Source organism: Paenibacillus glucanolyticus NBRC 15330, from assembly GCF_004000885.1.
Taxonomy (GTDB): domain Bacteria; phylum Bacillota; class Bacilli; order Paenibacillales; family Paenibacillaceae; genus Paenibacillus_AQ; species Paenibacillus_AQ glucanolyticus.
Genome location: NZ_BIMC01000001.1, coordinates 567,167 through 586,847, shown reverse-complemented (window position 1 = coordinate 586,847; position 19,681 = coordinate 567,167). Strand labels below are relative to the sequence as shown.

21 protein-coding genes are annotated in these 19,681 nt (G+C 47.6%); 15 read left to right on the top strand and 6 right to left on the bottom strand.

Annotated elements, in window-relative coordinates:
- The first annotated feature begins 22 nt into the window (after positions 1 to 22).
- The 14 genes from PGL02S_RS02470 to PGL02S_RS02405 all read left to right on the top strand — a co-directional run bounded on the left by PGL02S_RS02470 (position 23) and on the right by PGL02S_RS02405 (position 13,365).
- The gene (locus PGL02S_RS02470; protein WP_036642323.1) at positions 23 to 868 is read left to right on the top strand and encodes an ATP-binding cassette domain-containing protein; all 846 of its coding nucleotides are present in this window, start codon (positions 23 to 25) and stop codon (positions 866 to 868) included.
- A 32-nt stretch (positions 869 to 900) separates the two neighbouring features.
- Positions 901 to 2,076: a phosphonate metabolism protein PhnM gene (gene phnM, locus PGL02S_RS02465; RefSeq protein WP_036642326.1), complete on the top strand. Its 1,176-nt coding sequence runs from the start codon at positions 901 to 903 to the stop codon at positions 2,074 to 2,076.
- A gap of 17 nt (positions 2,077 to 2,093) precedes the next feature.
- Positions 2,094 to 2,795, top strand: a complete 702-nt coding sequence (locus PGL02S_RS02460; RefSeq protein WP_036642327.1) for a phosphonate C-P lyase system protein PhnL — start codon at positions 2,094 to 2,096, stop codon at positions 2,793 to 2,795.
- 140 nt (positions 2,796 to 2,935) lie between these two features.
- A complete protein-coding gene (locus tag PGL02S_RS02455) occupies positions 2,936 to 3,961 on the top strand; it encodes a phosphate/phosphite/phosphonate ABC transporter substrate-binding protein (protein WP_036642328.1) in 1,026 nt (341 codons plus the stop codon).
- Between the two features lie 21 nt (positions 3,962 to 3,982).
- On the top strand, positions 3,983 to 4,771 hold the full coding sequence (gene phnC, locus PGL02S_RS02450) for a phosphonate ABC transporter ATP-binding protein (RefSeq protein WP_006211085.1): 789 nt from the start codon (positions 3,983 to 3,985) through the stop codon (positions 4,769 to 4,771).
- The gene (locus PGL02S_RS02445; RefSeq protein ID WP_036642330.1) at positions 4,761 to 5,546 is read left to right on the top strand and encodes a PhnE/PtxC family ABC transporter permease; all 786 of its coding nucleotides are present in this window, start codon (positions 4,761 to 4,763) and stop codon (positions 5,544 to 5,546) included. The genes phnC and PGL02S_RS02445 overlap by 11 nt, the downstream gene beginning before the upstream one ends.
- A complete protein-coding gene (locus PGL02S_RS02440) occupies positions 5,546 to 6,364 on the top strand; it encodes a PhnE/PtxC family ABC transporter permease (RefSeq protein WP_235187432.1) in 819 nt (272 codons plus the stop codon). Before PGL02S_RS02445 ends, PGL02S_RS02440 begins: the two co-directional genes overlap by 1 nt.
- 374 nt (positions 6,365 to 6,738) lie before the next feature.
- Positions 6,739 to 7,863 carry an ABC transporter substrate-binding protein gene (locus tag PGL02S_RS02435; protein ID WP_036642333.1) on the top strand — a complete coding sequence of 375 codons (1,125 nt, stop codon included), beginning with the start codon at positions 6,739 to 6,741 and terminating at the stop codon, positions 7,861 to 7,863.
- Positions 7,864 to 7,938: 75 nt separating this feature from the next.
- The gene (locus tag PGL02S_RS02430; protein ID WP_006211081.1) at positions 7,939 to 8,859 is read left to right on the top strand and encodes an ABC transporter permease; all 921 of its coding nucleotides are present in this window, start codon (positions 7,939 to 7,941) and stop codon (positions 8,857 to 8,859) included.
- Complete coding sequence (locus tag PGL02S_RS02425) at positions 8,859 to 9,668, top strand: ABC transporter permease (protein ID WP_036642335.1); 810 nt, start codon at positions 8,859 to 8,861, stop codon at positions 9,666 to 9,668. The genes PGL02S_RS02430 and PGL02S_RS02425 overlap by 1 nt, the downstream gene beginning before the upstream one ends.
- Positions 9,665 to 10,708 carry an ABC transporter ATP-binding protein gene (locus PGL02S_RS02420; RefSeq protein ID WP_036642336.1) on the top strand — a complete coding sequence of 348 codons (1,044 nt, stop codon included), beginning with the start codon at positions 9,665 to 9,667 and terminating at the stop codon, positions 10,706 to 10,708. The genes PGL02S_RS02425 and PGL02S_RS02420 overlap by 4 nt, the downstream gene beginning before the upstream one ends.
- Before the next feature lie 5 nt (positions 10,709 to 10,713).
- The gene (locus PGL02S_RS02415; protein WP_036642338.1) at positions 10,714 to 11,511 is read left to right on the top strand and encodes a DeoR/GlpR family DNA-binding transcription regulator; all 798 of its coding nucleotides are present in this window, start codon (positions 10,714 to 10,716) and stop codon (positions 11,509 to 11,511) included.
- A 2-nt stretch (positions 11,512 to 11,513) separates the two neighbouring features.
- Complete coding sequence (locus PGL02S_RS02410; RefSeq protein WP_036642339.1) at positions 11,514 to 12,335, top strand: alkaline phosphatase family protein; 822 nt, start codon at positions 11,514 to 11,516, stop codon at positions 12,333 to 12,335.
- A gap of 19 nt (positions 12,336 to 12,354) precedes the next feature.
- Positions 12,355 to 13,365, top strand: coding sequence for a PHP domain-containing protein (locus tag PGL02S_RS02405; protein ID WP_036642341.1), 1,011 nt, complete (start codon positions 12,355 to 12,357; stop codon positions 13,363 to 13,365).
- Positions 13,366 to 13,498: 133 nt separating this feature from the next.
- Here PGL02S_RS02405 and PGL02S_RS28030 read toward each other — a convergent pair whose 3' ends face one another.
- The 5 genes from PGL02S_RS28030 to PGL02S_RS02385 all read right to left on the bottom strand — a co-directional run bounded on the left by PGL02S_RS28030 (position 13,499) and on the right by PGL02S_RS02385 (position 16,386).
- Positions 13,499 to 13,720: a hypothetical protein gene (locus PGL02S_RS28030; protein ID WP_036642344.1), complete on the bottom strand. Its 222-nt coding sequence runs from the start codon at positions 13,718 to 13,720 to the stop codon at positions 13,499 to 13,501.
- 20 nt (positions 13,721 to 13,740) lie between these two features.
- Positions 13,741 to 14,049, bottom strand: coding sequence for a hypothetical protein (locus PGL02S_RS02400; protein WP_036642347.1), 309 nt, complete (start codon positions 14,047 to 14,049; stop codon positions 13,741 to 13,743).
- A 2-nt stretch (positions 14,050 to 14,051) separates the two neighbouring features.
- Complete coding sequence (locus tag PGL02S_RS02395) at positions 14,052 to 14,354, bottom strand: hypothetical protein (RefSeq protein WP_127502826.1); 303 nt, start codon at positions 14,352 to 14,354, stop codon at positions 14,052 to 14,054.
- Between the two features lie 589 nt (positions 14,355 to 14,943).
- A complete protein-coding gene (locus tag PGL02S_RS02390) occupies positions 14,944 to 15,336 on the bottom strand; it encodes a DoxX family protein (RefSeq protein ID WP_036642350.1) in 393 nt (130 codons plus the stop codon).
- Positions 15,337 to 15,471: 135 nt separating this feature from the next.
- Positions 15,472 to 16,386: an AraC family transcriptional regulator gene (locus tag PGL02S_RS02385; RefSeq protein WP_036642353.1), complete on the bottom strand. Its 915-nt coding sequence runs from the start codon at positions 16,384 to 16,386 to the stop codon at positions 15,472 to 15,474.
- 201 nt (positions 16,387 to 16,587) lie between these two features.
- On the opposite strand from PGL02S_RS02385, the gene PGL02S_RS02380 reads away from it, so the two are divergent.
- Positions 16,588 to 18,351 carry a glycoside hydrolase family 35 protein gene (locus PGL02S_RS02380; protein WP_036642355.1) on the top strand — a complete coding sequence of 588 codons (1,764 nt, stop codon included), beginning with the start codon at positions 16,588 to 16,590 and terminating at the stop codon, positions 18,349 to 18,351.
- A gap of 70 nt (positions 18,352 to 18,421) precedes the next feature.
- Here PGL02S_RS02380 and PGL02S_RS02375 read toward each other — a convergent pair whose 3' ends face one another.
- Positions 18,422 to 19,675 (bottom strand): MFS transporter, encoded by a 1,254-nt coding sequence (locus PGL02S_RS02375; protein ID WP_036642356.1) that lies wholly within the window; start codon positions 19,673 to 19,675, stop codon positions 18,422 to 18,424.
- Positions 19,676 to 19,681: the final 6 nt, after the last annotated feature.

The window sequence follows — 19,681 nt, the reverse complement described above, 5'->3', positions numbered from 1 at the left end:
AATGTATAGGAGGTAATACAACATGGATGATTTTGACCGGCCGATATTATCTGTTAACCACTTAAGCAAGCAATTCGGACCCGGCTGTATTCATTGTAGCTCGGGACAATCGGATTCATTAATTAAAAACTACTGTCCGACATGCGGCACCGTATACGCATGCCGTGACATTTCGTTCGATCTGTATCCCGGGGAAGTATTCGGTATCGTCGGGGAAAGCGGGAGCGGGAAATCTACTCTGATGCAATGCTTGTATTTCGATCAGGAGGTTACCGAAGGTGAGGCCCTTATTGCCAGCTACAAGAACGGCGAGGCTAACATATTCGAGGAGTCCTCACAACAAAAGCGTTATATTCGCAATCATCAGCTGGGGAAGGTGTATCAAAATCCGATACTTGGCCTGCGGATGGGCTTCTCGTCAATCGGCAATATTGCGGAGAAGCTGATCGCAGCCGGTGGCAGAAATGTCGGAGCGATGGAAGCGAGAGGCCGCGAGCTGCTGGAGCATGTGAATATTCCAATCCGCCGGATGAAGGAACCGCCTAAAAATTTCTCGGGAGGCATGCAGCAGCGCGTGCAAATCGCAAAGGCGCTATCGAACAACCCGCCGATTCTGCTATTGGATGAGGTCACAACCGGACTTGACCTTTCGGTGCAGGCAAACGTGCTTGACTTGATTAAAAAGCTGCAAAGAGAGCTGAACATCAGCATGATTATCGTTTCGCATGATCTTGGCGTCATCCGGATGCTGGCCGACCGGACGATGGTCATGCTGGATGGCAAGGTCATAGAGTATGGTCTGACGGATCAGATTTTGGAGGACCCGCAGCATCGGTATACGCAGCAATTGGTTCACTCGCTGTTATAATCGGCAGACAACAGATGAAAGTAGGGGGAAATATGTATCTCATCACGGGTGGAAAAATCATAACGGAGGAAGCCATACTGGAAGGGTTCGATCTGTTGATCGCCGGCAACCGCATTGAAAAAGTGGTTAAACAAGGAGAATTCAATCCGGATGAAACCATTCAGGTGATTGACGCCGAAGGCGGATATATCTCGCCGGGCTTCATTGACTTGCATTCCGACTACATTGAGCATATGGCAGCTCCCAGACCGACATCCTTAATGGACTTTCATTTAAGCGTTAGGGAGACGGAGAAGGAATTGATTACGCATGGCATCACGACCATGTATCATTCGCTTTCCCTCTTTAAAGACACGGAGTATGCTTATAAGCCGATCCGTGAAACGGAAAACGTAAAGCAGTTAATTGATATTATCGATAAAACCCATCACAGCAAGCATCTGGTTCGCCACCGCTTCCACGCACGGCTTGAAATCGACAACGTTGAAGAGATCGCGAATTTGAAAACTTTTATCGCAGAGAAGAAAGTGCATCTATTATCCTTTATGGATCATACACCGGGTCAGGGACAATACAGAAACTTGGAAATATACCGTGCTACGGTCAAGGGCTACAGCAATAAGAGCGATGAAGAGATCGCACAGATTCTGGAAAGGCATCAGCAGAAAGAGAAGCTTACAATCGACGGCATCCGGGAACTTGCGCAATTTGCCCGGGAGCATCAGATTACGATTGCCTCGCATGATGACGATTCGCTTGAGAAGCTCGAGCTTGTCCAAAGCTTTGGCGCAGTGATCAGTGAGTTCCCGATCACGCTTGAGATTGCATTGAAGGCGAAGGAGAACGGAATGTTTACCATTGCCGGCGCGCCGAACGTGCTGCTGGGCGGCTCGCATAGCGGAAATCTATCTGCGCCGGAGGCGATCCGGGCGGGTAGCATCGATATTCTGTGCAGTGATTATTACCCGGCCGCATTGCTGCACGCCGTATTTGAAATGAACCGCAAGCACGGCATGGATCTGGTCGAGATGTTTAAGCTGGTTACGCTGAATCCTGCCAAAGCGATCAAGCTGGATCATGAGCTTGGTTCGATTCGGGAAGGCAAGACAGCAGACTTGTTAATTATCGAAAAAATTGAACCGAACTTTCCGGTAATTACAGCGGTGTTCGTCGATGGAAGACTTATTCAAAAAACCAATTACCGTTAAACCGGGGGTGGAATTTAGTGGAACCTATACTGAGCATTCATAATTTGTCTAAATCCTTTATGCTTCACAATCTGGATAAACATATTAAAGCCATTGATCGTGTTGATTTCGAGCTGCAGGAAGGCGAATTTGTCGGAATAACCGGGAAGAGCGGAAGCGGGAAATCGACAATTTTGAAAAGTATTTATCGCACATATGTCATCAACGAAGGCAGCATCTGGTACATCTCGAAGAGATTTGGCCGGATGAATTTAGCAGAGGCATCGGAACGGGAAATGGTCTATTTGCGGAAACATGAAATTGGATATGTGTCTCAATTTTTAAATGCAATGCCCCGCACAACCGCAAGAGAGCTGGTAGAGCAGGCCATTGTCGAGATGGGAAACGGGGAAGACTTTGCGAAGCAGGAGGCAGAACATATGCTGGCCCACTTCGAACTGGATGAATATTTGTGGGACAGCTACCCTGCAACATTCTCCGGGGGAGAGAAGCTGAGGCTTAACATAGCCAGAGCGATGGTGAAGCATCCGAGGCTGCTGCTGCTGGATGAGCCGACGGCAAGCCTCGATAATGCTTCCAAGATCAAGGTCAGAGAATTGCTGGAACAGCTGATGCGCGAAGGGACAACGATGCTGGGGATTTTCCATGATCTTGAGTTCATGAAAAATTTGTGTCATCGCGAATACAACATGCAGAACGGAATTTTTAGCGCTATTTAATAAATGGGAATTATTACTCCTCTTAATAAAAGTAAACATATAAGTTAATTCCTATATAACATGTAATCTATATTGTATTAATTGCGAGGCATTGCTAATTAGGCTAACTTAATCAGTTTAAATTAGAAGAGGTGACTATTGTGAAAAAATTGTTGTCTATTATCCTGGCTTTAGTTATAGTAACGATTTTTGCTGGTTGTTCGTCCAATTCGGCTGGCAGCGACACGCTTACCATTGCATGGCTACCGAATGAATCCGGCGCCGATCTTGGAGAAGCTCGCGATGAAATCGGTAAGGTGATCGAAGAAGCGACCGGCAAGCAAGTAAAGCATCAGACGACAACCGATTATATTATTACGATTGAAGCGATTGCAAACGGCAACGCCGATCTCGCGTTCTTTGGTCCTCAAGGTTATATCGAAGCTCACGATAAAAACGAAAAAGTTTTGCCGCTTGTCGTACCGAGCGGATCATCAGGAACATTGGACGATGCAGTTTACTACAGCTGGCTGGCTGTTAAGAAAGGCAACGAAGACGAATACAAGGATGGTGACGGATTTAAAATCGATCCGATTGCCGGCAAGAAAATGTCCTTCGTGTCCACAAGCTCCACTTCCGGCTTTAAAGTACCATCGTCCGGTATCGTAGGATACTTCAGCAAAATGGATTCGTATAAAGAACTGAAAGCCGATGACCTGCTGGAAGGCGGCAATGGAAAATTTTTCAGTGAAGTGCTTTACGGCAACTCCCATCAAGGTTCCGCAGTTAACTTGCTGAACGGCAAAGCAGATGTAGCGGCGTTTTGCGATTCATGCGTAAATAACTATGTTGAACGGGTAGACGGCGAGGAGAACAAAGCGGGAGCCGTTTACAAAGTGAAGGACGATGCTGAAGAACCGTTCAATGCATTCAAGGGAGAAGAGTTTGAACTGATTTCGGTTACTCCGGTGTTGAACTCTCCATTCGTAGTGAATACAGACAACGTGGATCAAGCTACGGTGGACAAACTGCTCGCGGCTTTGACTTCTGACGAAGTTACAAATAATCCGAAAGTATTCGTTCCGAAGGATTCCGGGTTTTCAGGCATTTTCGCGAAATCCGGAGACGAGAAACTGCTTCCGGTTGATGACGCATGGTTTAACCCGATCAGAGAATTGTCCAACTAATCGCATCAAAGGGGAAAACAAATGAAAGCATTATTGGAAGTGCGACGGGTATCGAAGAAATATGGCAATGGGAGCACAGCTTTGTCCGACGTCAGCTTCAGCATTCAAGAAGGCGAATTTGTTTCCATCATCGGACCATCGGGAGCGGGGAAATCCACTCTCCTTCGATGCATCAATCGGATGATAGAGGTAAGCAGCGGAGAAGTTGTGTTCCAGAATGTGAACGTTACAAAGTTGGGTAAAAAGCAGTTGAAGCAAGTCAGAAGAACGATCGGCATGATCTTTCAGCATTATAATTTGGTAAACAGACTCAGCGTTATCGAGAATGTGCTGCACGGCAGGCTTGGCTATAAGTCGACACTGGCCGGTATGCTGGGTTTGTACAACGAAGAGGAAAAGAAGAAAGCTGTAGAAATATTGGCCATGCTCGGATTGCAGGACCAAATCTACAAGAGAGCCGATCAGCTAAGCGGCGGTCAGAAGCAGCGCGTAGGTATTGCCCGGGCACTGGTGCAAGAGCCTAAGCTCTTGCTTTGCGATGAACCAATTGCTTCTTTGGACCCGAACGCGTCCAAAACCATTATGGATTATCTTAAAACAATATCGACTACACTGGGGATTACCGTACTCGTGAATCTTCACCAGGTGGATGTTGCATTAAAATATTCCGATCGAATCATCGGGGTAAACAAGGGAAGAATCATCTATGACGGAGTGCCGAGAGAAATGACTTCAGATATGATCCACAATATCTACGGCTCCGAAACGGGAGATCTTCTGTTTGACCTCGGAGGTGAAAATGCTGGGTAACTTTTTTCTAAGAAAAAGGATGAATTTTCTTGCATACTTCGGACTCTTGATTATTATTGCTTTCGTGGCTGGCGTCATTACAGAATATGATCCGGTTAAGGGTTTCACCTCTATTCCGAAGGCGATTGTCTGGGGCTTTACGAATTTCTACCCGAATGTAGAATCATTCGAGAAGCTCCCTGACATTTTGCAGAAAATAAGGGAGACGCTGCTCGTATCCGTCGCCGCAACTGTGACAGGAGGAGCTTTTGCTTTCCTGTTCGCTATCTTCGGCGCTCACACGACCCGATTCAATGTGTTTCTCGGAGTGATTAGCAGAGGGATTGCAATCGTTTTCCGTAACATTGATTTTTCAGCGTGGGCAATGATTCTGCTTTTCTCTTTCGGACAGAATGTGATGACTGGATATTTCGCGTTGTTTTTCGGATCATTTGGCTTTTTGACCCGGGCCTTTATGGAAACCATTGATGAAGTAAGCGGCGGTCCAGTTGAGGCCCTTAAAGCTACTGGTGCAGGATATTTCTCAATCGTATTTAAATCGGTCGTTCCATCTACCATGCCACAGATGATTAGTTGGGTGTTGTTTGCGATTGAAACCAACATACGTCAGGCTACGCTTGTAGGCATCCTCACCGGAACGGGCATAGGCTTCGCATTTGATTTGTACTACAAAAGTTTGAATTACCATGCGGCCAGTCTCGTCGTAGTTGTCATTGTCATCGCGATACTTTTGATAGAATGGTTATCAAATTACGTCAGGAGGGTGATCCTGTAATGATTACCCGATCCGAAACGAAAATCAAGGTGAAATCATTCAACAAGGCAACGCTGGTTATCCGAATGACGCTGCTTGTATTGGTGTTGGTGACCCTACTGGGCTTTTTTACTTTTGATTATAAAGGAATACATGTGTTTGATGGCATTGTCTTGACAGGGCAGACGTTTCTAACGATGTTTTTGGAGCCGCATTTTAGTCACTTTACTTTTGTTGAATTAATTTCCAAGCTATTCATAACGATTGGGCTGGCCATCCTGACAACAATGTTAGGAGCCGCGATTTCACTTTTTCTGGCCCTGGTTGCCGCCCGGAATTTGGCGTCAAAAACAACTTCTAATATCAGAGGTATTATTGCCGTCATCCGAGCGGTTCCGACGGTGCTATGGGTATTGATTTTTGCCGTAGCCGCCGGACTCGGGAGCGTAGCAGCAGTTATCGGTATGAGCTTCCATTCTATCGGATATTTGGTCAAAGCTTACTCCGAATCGTTCGAGGAGATGGATGACGGAGTGATCGAAGCATTGAAGGCGAGCGGAGCCACTTGGTGGCAGATCGTATTTCAGGCAGTGCTCCCTTCATCGATGACTTACCTGCTTTCTTGGACGTTTTTAAGATTTGAAATTAATTTTACCGTAGCGGTTGCGATGGGTGCTGCAGCGGGTGCAGGCGGAATCGGATATGATATGTTTATGGCGAGCGTATTCTATTACGATCTGAGAGAAGTCGGTATTATTACTTATTTTATGCTGTTATTTGCAATATTATTGGAAGTATTCGCAACCCGTTTGAAGCGCAAGCTTCGGCTTAATGCGTAAAATTGATCAAAAGGAATCCAGAGAGACAAGCCCTAATACCGTAAGACCCTGACTGGCTTCATGCCCTTCAGGGTTTCTTTTTTTTGAATGAGTGAAAAAAACTTCTTATTGCCGAGGTCATCACAACATTGTTGTTTTATGCCATTTTGACTTAAGTGACTAAGTTTAATGTTGCGGTTTCAACTCCTGGCGCCTTCTCTTTTAACACTCCTTTTATGCTTCTAATACAAAACCTGCTTCTTTTACCGGCAATTAATAAATGTAATCACTTTAGTTAATCCCGCGGAAACAGTCAATTTCTATACTTTAAGAGGGTTAAAAACAACGTAAATATATGATAAACCCACATTAATTCACAGGGAGTGCGAAAAAACATGAAATATTGGTTGAAGAAAGAGTTAGCATTGGGTCTTGTTCTAAGCTTATTTGTTTTGATGCTGGCTGCTTGTGGAGGTACAGACAGCAAAGAAGCAACTACAAGCGGAGATACGAGCGCTAATCCTGCTGCGGAAGAAATTTCAGTAGCCGATCTGGAAGCCAAGGCGAAGGAAGAAGGCTCTGTTGTAAGCGTCGGCATGCCGGATTCTTGGGCGAACTGGAAGGATACATGGGAGGATCTGAAGAGCAAATATTCTCTTACACACACAGATACGGACATGTCGAGTGCAGAGGAAATCGCGAAATTTGAGGCGGAGAAGGACAAGCCTACTGCCGACATCGGTGACGTAGGTATTGCCTTCGGACCGGTTGCGGTTGATAAGGGGGTTACGCAGGCCTATAAAACCTCCTATTGGGATGAAATTCCGGACTGGGCTAAGGATAATGAAGGCCACTGGATCGTTGGCTACCAGGGCTCTATCTCGATCTTTACGAACACACAGCTTGTTCAATCGGCACCGCAAAGCTGGGAGGATCTCAAGAACGGCGACTATAAAATTATTGTTGGCGATGTAACGAAGGCAGCACAAGCGCAAATGGCCGTATTGGCGGCAGCAATGGCTTATGGCGGCGATGAATCGAACATCGAGCCGGGAATAGCTTACTTCGAAGAGCTTGCGAAGAAGGGTCGTCTGTCCAATGCAGAAGCTTCACTGGCCAACATTGAGAAGGGCGAGGTTCAAGTCACGCTGTTATGGGACTTTAACGCTCTCAACTATAAGGATCAATTGGGTGCGGATAAATTCAGCGTAGCTATTCCTAAAGAGGGCAGTGTTGTCAGCGGTTATGCAACGATTATCAACAAATATGCTCCCCACCCGAATGCCGCCAAGCTTGCCCGTGAATATATTTTGAGCGACGAAGGCCAGATTAACCTGGCTAAAGGTTATGCGAGACCGATCCGTGACAGCGTACAGCTTCCTGAAGAGGTAGCCGCCAAGCTTTTGTCTGCGGAAGCTTATACCAACGTGAAGCCGGTTAACGATTACAAGGTATGGGAAGAAACCGCGAAGACTCTTCCGCAGCTTTGGCAGGAACGCGTGCTTGTTCATATGAACTAATGAGCAGGCCTAAAGGTGGAGCGTCTTCGTCTTCAGACGAACGACGCCCCTTTTTACAAGAAGGAGAGTGAGGGCATGAAGCGTAGGAATCGATGGTTTTTACTGGGGCTAGTCCCTTTTGTAGTGATGATCGTCCTGTTTCAGTTAGCTCCAATCCTGTCGATGGTGACGGGAAGCATTAGTCAAGGGAACGGTTCGGGCTTTACGCTTGATTATTATTCGAGGATTATCCATAGCGAATTTTATTTGAAAGCGATTAAGAACAGTTTGCTGATTTCCATTTTTTCTAGCGTGATTGGCATTGCAGCCGGACTGATTTGCGCTTATTCGATTACGCGATTCTCGCCAAAGATGCGGGATCGGTTGTTGATGCTGTCTAATATGACATCGAATTTTGCTGGTGTTCCGCTTGCGTTCGCTTATATTATTCTGCTTGGCAGCAATGGGGTGTTTACGTTGCTCTTTAAGCAGTGGGGCTGGAGCGTGTTCGCCGATTTCAATTTATATAGCTGGACAGGACTTGTTCTGGTTTATGTGTACTTTCAGATACCTCTTGCTTTATTGCTGCTGTACCCTTCCTTTTACGGGATTCGGGAGCAGTGGAAGGAAGCGGCTTCCCTGTTAGGCGCAAGCAAATGGCAGTTTTGGAGAACGATCGGGCTGCCTATTTTGACGCCTGCTGTTTTCGGTACGTTGGGAATTTTGTTCGCTAACGGGATGGGGGCATACGCAACAGCCTATGCCTTGGTTGGAGGCAATTACAATTTACTTGCAGTTCGGATAGGATCATTGGTCGCGGGGGATGTGGTCAATGAGCCGCAGCTCGGCAATGCACTCGCGGTTATACTGGCTTTATCGACGCTGCTGGCAGTGTATCTTAATCATAAAATGACACAGCGTTCAAAGATGCTTCAATCCGGATTTACAACAAAGAACACCAGGAGCCTGCGGATATTTCCCAAGCTTAAGTCCTCGGCAGTGAAGGAGGAACTGTAATGGAAACCCATAGAAAGAAGGCAAGCTGGGGCCATCGATCACTAATGCTCCTCTTGATGGTTTATTTGCTGCTTCCCTTGCTTGCTACGTTGATTTATGCGTTCGCGAAGGAATGGCAGGCAACGATCCTGCCGGAGAGCTGGACGCTGTCCTGGTTCAAGGAGATGCTTCAGGATGTTAGGTTTATGGAAGCCCTATGGACCTCGCTATATCTCTGCATCATTAGTGTGGCGCTGAGCCTCGCCGTTATGCTGCCAGCCGTGTTTATTATTACCGTTTATCTGCCCAAGCTGGAGTCGTTCATGAAGGGAGTTGTTGTCCTACCTTATGCCGTGCCCGGCGTCGTTGCAGCGGTAGGGTTGATTCGGGCCTATTCCTCGGGGCCGATCCCTATTGCAGGCACAGCGTATATTTTGATCGGTGCGTATTTCATTATTATTTTGCCTTACATGTATCAAGGGATTCGTAACAGTCTATTAACTGTGTCTGCGGTTGAACTGGTTAACTCGGCTGAGATGCTAGGCGCCAGTCGATTGAAAGCTTTCATAACCGTAATTATGCCCAATATTTGGCCAGGGATCGTTACTTCTACATTGTTATCGTTCTCCGTATTATTTGGTGAATTCGTTCTAACGAACATGTTGGTTGGCGGGCATATTCAGACCATCCAGGTTTATCTGTATCAAAGGGTCAACGAAAACGGGCATTTGGCCAGTGCCATTGCGATTTCCTACTTTTTGTTTATTCTGGTGCTGTCTATGATCCTAATGAAGCTGGGCAAAAAAGTGAACAAGGGGATATCAGGATGAAACCATATTTGAGGCTTGAAAGCATCCGCAAACAATTCGGGGATACTCCGGTGCTTAATAATGTGAATTTGGATATCCGTGAGGGAGAACTCGTTACGCTGCTCGGTCCATCCGGCTGTGGAAAAAGTACGCTGCTGCGCTGCATTGCCGGCCTGACGGACCTCGATGGCGGACATATTTTGCTTGATAGCAAGGACATCGTGAACCTGCCGCCCCGGAGCCGTGAGATCGGCATGGTATTCCAATCCTATGCTCTGTTTCCGAATTTGTCGGTCAGAGAAAATATAGAGTACGGGATGAAAATGAGAGGAGCTTCCAAGGAAGCCAGACGAAAAAGATCTGCTGAATTGTTGGAACTTATTGATCTTGGAGAAAAACGGGATGCTTATCCCCAGCAGCTGTCGGGAGGTCAACAGCAGCGCGTCGCGCTCGCCCGTTCACTTGCAGTTAAGCCTAAGGTTCTCCTGTTGGATGAGCCGCTTAGTGCTCTGGATGCGAAAATCCGAAAAAACCTGCGGTCGGAAATTCGTGAGATTCAGAAGAAATTCAATATAACAACGATCTTCGTGACTCATGATCAGGAGGAGGCGTTAACTTTATCCGATCGGGTATGCCTGATGAATAAGGGAAGCATCGTTCAACAGGGTACTCCGGAAGAACTGTATACAACTCCACGCACAGAGTTTGTCGCCCAGTTCATGGGAAGCTATAACGTGTTGACTCGTCCCGAGGTACTGCAATTATTCGGTAAGGCGAATGGTGATGGGGATAGCTTCGCCATTCGGCCTGAGGCGTTACTATTGGTGGGTGCGGACACATTGAGTGAAGCATCGCGTGAAGATAAGCAAATCGTTGAGGGTACTGTCCATTCGATATCCATTCTGGGCAATATTATTCGTTATACCATTGATGCCGCCGGCGTAAGGTTAATCGTAGATGCGCTTAATGATGGCCGATCCTTGAGAATTCGAGAGCAGAGCCTTGTGAATCTTGCCTTGGATCGTTCTCAACTGTTGCAGCTAGAGAAGGAAGGAGTATAAAATAATTGTCCATTTCATCTGAACAACGTAAGAGAGTGATTATCGAGCAATTGAAGCAGCAGGGTCAGGTAAAGGTTCCTGATTTGTCGGCCTATTTTACGGTTTCAGAGGAGACGGTTCGGCGTGACCTTGTGCTGCTGGAAAAGGAAGGCTTAGCCAAGCGGGTATACGGGGGAGCGGTTTTGACGAAAATGACCAGCTTCGAGCCTCCCTATTTACAACGCCAAATGGTGAATGCGGAAGAGAAGGAGCGGATTGGGCGCATGGCTGCGGAATTGATTGAATCCGGTGATACCATTGCGGTCGACGTAGGGACGACGACGCTTGAGCTGGCTAAGGCGATACATGGACGAGAGCGTCTGACGATTCTGACCAATTCGCTTGCCGTCGCTTATCATTTAATGGAATCTTTGAACAGTGGGAGATTCTCAGGGAAGATTTTTGTAGTCGGAGGTGAATTGAATCCGGAGCAGCAATCCATGTCCGGTACGCTTGGAGAGCACGTCCTCTCCCAATTCCGTGTAGATAAGGCGTTTATCTCTGTTGGAGGCATGTCCTTGGAACGGGGCATCAGCGACTATGATCCGAACGAGACTGGGATGTCGCGCAGGATGATAGATGCAGCTTCCCAGACCATCGTATTGGCCGACGGCTCCAAGCTGGATAAAGAAGGATTCATCGAAATTGTGCCGATGTACAGGGTTCATACCATTGTTAGCGATATTGCTCCGCCTAAGGAATGGTTGCAAGGGCTTAGAAGCCACCATATCCATTGGATTGAAGCCACGAAAAGAGGGGATTAAGGATGTTGCAAGGAGAAGCCAAGCTTATCGTAGTTGTACTGGATGGATTAAGATACGATGCCGCCCGCAAGTATTTGGGATATATGGAGCATCTTGTTGAGCAGGGCGAGGCGAACTGCTACCGAGTACAATCCCAACTGCCGAGTCTCTCGCGTCCGCTGTACGAAGTGCTGCTGACCGGCACGCACGTGGCGAGAAACGGGATCACGGCGAACCATATTGCGAGGTTGAGTCATGAACAGAGCGTGTTCCATCTCGCACGCGAGGCCGGACTAAGGACTGCTGCGGCCGCGTATCATTGGGTAAGCGAGCTTTATAACAGCGCTCCATTTAACCCTGTCGCAGACCGCTATCAGCATGATGTCAGCAGGCTGATCCAGCATGGGCTGTTCTATTTCGAGGATTACTATCCTGACAGCCATCTGTTTATAGATGCCGAGCATTTGAGATCGACGTACGATCCGCATTTTTTATATATTCATTCTATGAATATCGACGACATGGGCCATAAGCATGGGGGTGAAAGCAAGGAATATGCCGGTTCTGTACGTGTTGTAGACGGCATATTGGCGACCTTGGTTCCTGCATGGAGATTACAGGGATATCATGTGGTGGTCACGTCCGATCACGGGATGAATGCGATGGGGCATCATGGAGGAACCGAGCCTGAAGAACGGAATGTTCCGCTCTATGTGTTTGGCGAGTTGCCTTCACCTTCCTTGATGCCGGATCAGACAGGGGCAATATCGCAGCTGCATTTGGCACCGTTGATGTGCCATTATTTAGGAATCAAACCTTCGGAAGCGATGCTGGCGTGGGATTAGATCAAGGGGGATACGACTTATGAAGGTAGATATGCATTTTCATCTGGAGGAAGGCCCTTATTCGCTGCGCTGGCTATCCCGCACTTTGCAGGCGCTTGCCTCTACGGAGCCTGAACGGGAGGCATCATTAGTCCATCATACGCTGCAGTATGGGGAGGAAATGGCAAAGCTCCTGTCACGCAGAATACAGCAGGGCTGCTATAGTGAGGAATGGCTGGACCGCTATTTGAATACAGGGCGCAAAAGAGGGATCGGACAGTTTGGTGTGGTAGATCATTTATACCGTTTTCGGGAATGTCGGCCGTATTATGAGAGGCATATGCTGCTGGACGATACCCCTGTCGGGAGAATGCAGCAAGCGTGGCTGGATCAGGTATGCGTGGCTTCGCTTTCCGATTTTGTCCGCTTCGTAACAGAGGCAAAGGCCTCCAGACCGGATCTTGCCCTGGGAATCGAAGCCGATTTTTTTCCAGGTGGAGAACAGGAGCTGAGGGAAATTCTCGCAGGGTCCGAGTGGGATTACGTCATTGGGTCCGTTCATTTTTTGGATGGATGGGGATTTGACAATCCTGAGACGAAGAGCAAATTTGAGGGGAGAGATCCGGTTCAGACCTATAAGCACTATTACGAGCTGTTAAGGCAGGCCTGCGTGTCGGGGCTGTTTCATATTATCGCCCATCCGGACAACCTTAAGGTATTCGGATTCCGGCCAGTTGACGAGAAGGAGTTGCTTCCTTATTACCGAATGCTGGCGAAGGAAATGGTACAGAGCGGGGTCATTACCGAGATCAATACGGGACTTGCTTACCGTTACCCGATCGGGGAGAGCTGCCCGAGTCCGTTATTTCTCTCCGTGCTCGCTGAATATAAGGTTCCGCTTACTTTGTCCTCGGACGCGCATTTTCCTGATGATATCGGGATGCTGTTGGATCAGGCCAAAGCGGATGTTGAACGTATGGGTTATAAGGAGCTTGTGGCATTCAGAAATGGGAAGCGGATGTTGGTGCCGATAAATGGAGTCATATACTAGCAAGGGGGCTGTAAGTTGAACTGCACCCCGTCAAGCAAACTGCATAAATAACTAGTAGGAGATAGAAGGGTTCAGTCGCGGTACCATTCGAATACGCGTTAATGACGCTGCTTTCGGAGGTACCGCCGCTGTTTTACTTCATCCCGACACCAATGTCGTAATTGTTAAAAACATTTAGAAAATACAATAATGTCTGCGCGGTGTTTCCACTGAATATAACGGAGGCAAATACCGTTAAATTGGCGAGCATATCAATAAATATACTTCCGCCGTCCCCAGCCGCGGTATTATTTATGATTTCAGCGCCGGCAATCGAAACGAGCGAGCCATTGGCGATGATAGCGCCGCCGTCCATGAATGCGATGTTATTAGCAATTATGCCGCCATTGTTGCTGCCGTATTGTTGCTTATTTCACTGTTTTGAATTGTAACGATGGTGTCAAACGCGTTTATACCTCCTGCGTCACCGAAAGCCAACACGGTGGAATTAGCGATGATTTTCCCTCCGTTAATGGTAAGGGTGCAACCGAGCCTGGTCCCTCCCGCTATTGTGGTAATACCGCCACCGCTGTTGTTCGCACGGTTGCCTGTTATTTCCCCACCGTTCATCTCGATGTCACAGCCCGCGGCAAAGACGCCACCACCACTATCGGCTTGGCAGTTTTCTATGAACGCGGCGTTCATGATCAGACTGCTTCTACTGATATTCCCTGAACCAGGAGGCCGCCACCGTTGCCACTGTTCCTGCAATTGGTAATTATGCAGCCGTCAAGCGTTAGGGAACAACCGGAGCCGAAAATTAAAATGCCGCCGCCTGTTCCTCCGCCATCAAGGATGATACCAACACCTATGGTCATCGACACTCCGGTTAAACTGCCGTTTGTTAACGTTGAAAAGTGACGAAAACTTCCTCCATTTGTAATCGCAAGTGTAACACTATTATTGCCGCTGCTATTTATCAGGTTAATTGTGATATTTTGTTGTAACATAACACCGCTGCTGAAATTGATGTCGTTTTATATAAAAAAAATTGAATATATCTCCGTCTTGCGCGCTCAGTAATGCCGCTATAATATCATTAAAGTTAAAACATTAACATTTACAATCATTTTTAAATGTCACCCCTTTATAGAAAATTAATGTAGAATGTGAACCGGTCAATTTTGGACTAGACATAACAAAGCATCCTTTTAAATTAACCTAAATAAAATTATATACCAGAGGGGTGCTACCTGTTCACTGGACTATCGCTTGTCGCATTGTCAGTGAAGGAGGGGCAAGCTAACGCAAGTGAAGCGATAGAGACTCATGAGAATGCACGGGGGCCGACAAGGTGAAAAATTGGAAGGCTACAGTAGATTTTCAGCAAGCGGATCTGGATCAGGGTCATGGGAGACTGATCGTCAGGTACGGCTCTTTCTTAGATATCAGAAAGTATAAACTTCGGAGGATCTGCTGCATGATATCACAAGAAAAACTACCGCTAAATGCGGTCTGTCTTCTTTGAGAGTACGTCGATAGACGTTTTTCTTTCATGAGGTCGTCGCCTCGGATCACCGGCAAATCTTTGCGTTTACTTTAGGCTTTGTTCTTCTTGCTAAACAATGAATCAACCGAGAGCAGGCTGCTGCCGCTAAGGGCAAGATGAACAGCCATTGCGAGCAGCGCTATATCCAGTTCATAGCCACCCAGGAAGCCCATGCCCAGCTTGGCCTGAAAAATAGCGACGATTAGTACGACACCCAGAACTAGGGAAGCAATTCTCGTTCCCAAACCGATAATCAGCGCAATGCCACCCACAATTTCGATAATGGCGACAACGGTAGCCATAAATGCAGGGATACCCAAACTTGCGAAGAATCCTTCGATATTTCCGATGCCGCTCTGGAACTTATCCAAACCGTGAGCCAAAAAGATGACCCCCAGTATAACCCGAATAATGAATGTGCCCGTAGAAGAATAACTACGCATGAAATGTAACAACTCCTTATCTTTGTTTTGAAATGTTATCAACTAACTTTTATATAGTTGAAACTCAAGTTGTATCATACTCAATAATGCTATTGAATGTCAAGTAACTAACTAAAAATAATCGGATTTTACAATTTAGTGTCTGGGCCGGTATTCAGTCGGCGACTGTCCGGTCCAGCGGCGGAATTGCCTTGAAAAGTGGCTGGCGGAGCGAAACCCGAGTTTGTCGGCGATCGCGGTCATCGGCAGATGGGTCGTGATAAGCAGCTCTTTGGCCAAGCTGAGCTTTTGACGGCTGATATATTGTCTTGGCGATATTCCATAGACTTGGCGAAACAATTTGCTGCATTGGCTGCGGCTTAAATTAAGCTCTTTGGACACCGCCGCGATAGATATCTCCTCGGTGAGCCCCGAGGATAGTTTCTCTTCAATGGCATGAGCCGCATCGGCTGCAAGCAAGGAAGACGGTTTGTGAGCGCCCGCTGCCGCCGGTAAGGAATGTCGTGGCTTGAGTGTTTCCTGCATCTTCAGGAGAGAGAGCACATCATGAATGATAAGCAGGGTATAGGATTGGAGCAGCAGCCTGTCTTCAAAGGTGAGATTGTATTCGGCTTTCGGGTTCTCCGGATGAAGCGAATGAGCTGGCGGCTGACTGCGCCGAACGATCTCCTCCAGCTCATGGACGTATGCGTTCAGTTTGCTGCGCTCGCTTTCATGCTGGCGAATATGGCGGTAAGGGGCAGCGGATAATGAGCTCCGAATTTCCGTATCATCGAGATCAAAATGAACATTGAAGTATCCATACTGCTTATTGGATAGATTAGAGGTTTGATGGGGTACCCCGGATTTGATCAGAAGCCATTCCCCTTGCCGAAGCGTAATGGATTCCCGGTGAATTTCCTGCAAGACCTCGCCTTCCAGACAGTACAGCAGCTCGAATAGGTGATGATGATGCCTCGGATAACTCCAGCCAGGTGGCTGGATATCAAAATGGCATCCGGTTACCTGAAGCGTGTGAATGATATTGGGAAAGCGGAATGTAATATCCATAGCAGCGTGCTCCTTTTTTAGCATCTTTCACTCTAATATGTATGCCCTCTATTTTATCATATTAAGTTCATGACATCGTGAGAATTTGACACAAAAGGTATAGAGAATGATCCATTTGGAGATTGAGCAGAAAGCGCTTTTGATAGATGATATCAGTGTGTGGTGAAATTGAAATGATATGAATCATGGAGGGAATATAAGATGCAGCCTCAATTGAAAGCGATAAATCAACAGTTCGTGTTAGGGGATGAACCGATTCAGATTCTGTCAGGTGCTGTTCACTATTTTCGTATCGTTCCGGAATATTGGGAAGACCGGTTGATGAAGCTTAAAGCGTGTGGGTTCAACACCGTGGAGACCTATATTCCGTGGAATTTGCATGAGCCCAAGGAAGGGCAATTTACGTTTGATGGCATAGCTGACTTGGAAGGATTTGTCCAAAAAGCCGGTCATCTGGGGCTGCACGTGATCCTGCGGCCAAGTCCTTATATATGTGCAGAATGGGAATTCGGCGGGCTTCCTGCCTGGCTGCTGCAGTATCCGGATATTCATCTGCGATGTATGGACCCCGTCTATTTGGAGAAGGTTGACCACTATTACGATGAACTGATTCCACGAATAGTTCCGCTGTTGACCTCCAAGGGAGGTCCGGTAATTGCGATTCAGATTGAGAATGAGTACGGCAGTTATGGAAATGATACGGCCTATCTGGAATATTTAAAAGACGGCTTGTCCGCGCGTGGCGTGGATGTATTGCTGTTCACTTCAGATGGTCCTACGGATGGCATGCTGCAGGGGGGAACCGTACCGAACGTGCTTGCAACCGTCAATTTCGGATCCAGACCCGGGGAAGCTTTCGCTAAACTGCAAGAGTACCGGACAGAAGATCCTCTTATGTGCATGGAATACTGGAACGGATGGTTTGATCATTGGCTGAAACCGCATCATACGCGGAGCTCCGAGGAGGTTGCCCAGGTATTCGAGGAGATGCTTCGCCTGAATGCATCCGTGAATTTTTACATGTTTCATGGCGGAACGAATTTCGGATTCTACAACGGAGCGAATGATCAAGAGAAATATGAACCGACAGTCACCAGCTATGATTATGATGCTCCACTCTCGGAATGCGGGGATGCAACCGCTAAATATGAGGCCGTTCGCAGTGCGATTGTTAAGCATCAGGGGCTTGAGATTGCGGATTTGCCCAATCTGCCTCCACCTTCGGTGAAGAAAAGTTATGGCTCTGTTCGCATGACGCATTATGCCGACTTACTGGAGCAGTTGCCGGTACTGTCGGAGCAGGTGAAACGCACAACGCCTGTTCCTATGGAGTTGTTGGGTCAAAGTTATGGGTTCATTGTGTATTCAACGGTGGTTTCGGGTCCGCGTCAGGGTGAATTCTTGCATCTGCAAGAGGTGCATGACCGGGCTCAGGTATTCTTGAATGGTATTTATCAGGGTACCGTTGAGCGCTGGAATCCTCAAGCCTTGCAACTCGATATTCCGGCAGCCGGGGCGAAGCTGGAGATTGTTGTCGAGAATATGGGGCGGGTTAACTATGGTCCGAAACTGAAGGACTATAAGGGCATCACGGAGGGAGCTCGGATGAACAACCAGTTCCTGTTCGACTGGAGCATCTATCCGCTGCCGTTAGAGAATCCGAATACGGCATCGTTCCAAGCGCTGGAAGGTGCATTGGATCAGCAGGATCGGCCTACCTTCTATACCGGCGAATTCACAGTGGATGAAATCGGCGATACATTCATCCGTCTGGATGGATGGGGAAAAGGCGTAGTATGGATCAATGGCTTCAATCTGGGACGCTATTGGAAGGAAGGGCCGCAGGCAACACTTTATGTGCCTGGACCGCTGCTGAAGCAGGGTCGCAATGCAATCACGGTATTTGAACTGCATCATTCCGGCGATGCGTGCGTCCATCTTGTTGATAAGCCCGATCTGGGCTGAGAAAAAGGAAAAGGGAGCCGCCCGAATCGATTTTCGGGCTGGCTCCCTTTTTTCTTCTAAAGCTCCATAATTAGATCAATTGCTTGCGAACCCTTAAATAGCGATACAAGACGATGCCGAACAGCGAGCACAGCACCGCGCATAATCCGATGAAGCCATAGCCGGCTTGGAGTCCTCTCAGCAGACCCAGCTCCGTTTCGCTGCCATACATCTGTTTGAAGCCGTTCGTAATGGCACCGATTGCGTAATTGCCAATGACGCTGCCAATCCCCATCATGGTGACGATAAACGTGATGGCGGTATCGCTTTCTCTTGGATATCTTTTGGCAATCAAAGCCATAACTGTCGGATAAATCGGAGCGATTCCGATACCGGCTGCCGCGAACAGGAAGGCGTAGGATTCCCCGCCAAAGATCGCGATAAAGGTACATACTCCGGTCAGAGCAGACAGAATGATAATCGATAGAGTGAAACCGATCCGGTCCGTGATCGGGCCCAGCAGCAGACGCGCAGCCGAGAAACAGAGAAAGAACGCGGATAACATTCCAGCCGCTGCGGTTGGCTCCCAATTGTACGATTTTTCAAGAAAGTTGACGAGCCACCCGCCGACGGCCATCTCCGAGACAACACCGAAGGAGAGGATCATGACAACAAGCCACAGGGCAGGATCTCTGACCAATTGTTTCAGTGGAACGCGTTCCGTCTCGGACAGGTCATCCCCGGGAAATTTGCTCATCAATGCCGGGATCATCGGCAGTACGGATAACATAAGCATAGCCAGGTACATTCCCCGCCAGTCCAGCGTGTGATTCCATACGGTTACGGTCATTAAGCCGGATGCAATCATCGGTGCCACCGTTGAACTAATCCCGTAGAAGAAATGGGACAGGTTCATCATCGTACCGGTATTTCGCACAAAAATCCGGGCTGCCAAGATCGCAAGTCCAATCTCGAGCATGCCGTTTCCTATGTACATTAAGAAGTAGGATGCGGTAAACATCGGATAGCTGTGTGACAGAAAAATAAACACGCCGGAAATCGCCATTGATCCAAAGGCAGCCATGCTGACCCATTTGATCCCGATCTTGCGGGTTAACAGGGCAGTGAAGGAGCAAGCGATCAAATATCCGAGTGCATTCAGCGACAGCAATGTGCCGATCTGCATTTCGTCCAGACGAAAATCGAATTGAATTCTGGGTATGGCGGGTCCTTTAATATTTTCCGATATCCCGAAAATGATAAAGCCGAGAAATATGGTTGCCAAATGGAGGGTGTAATCCTTGCTGAATTTCGGTTTTGCTTTCGTTTGAAGGTCAGTATTCACGGTTAT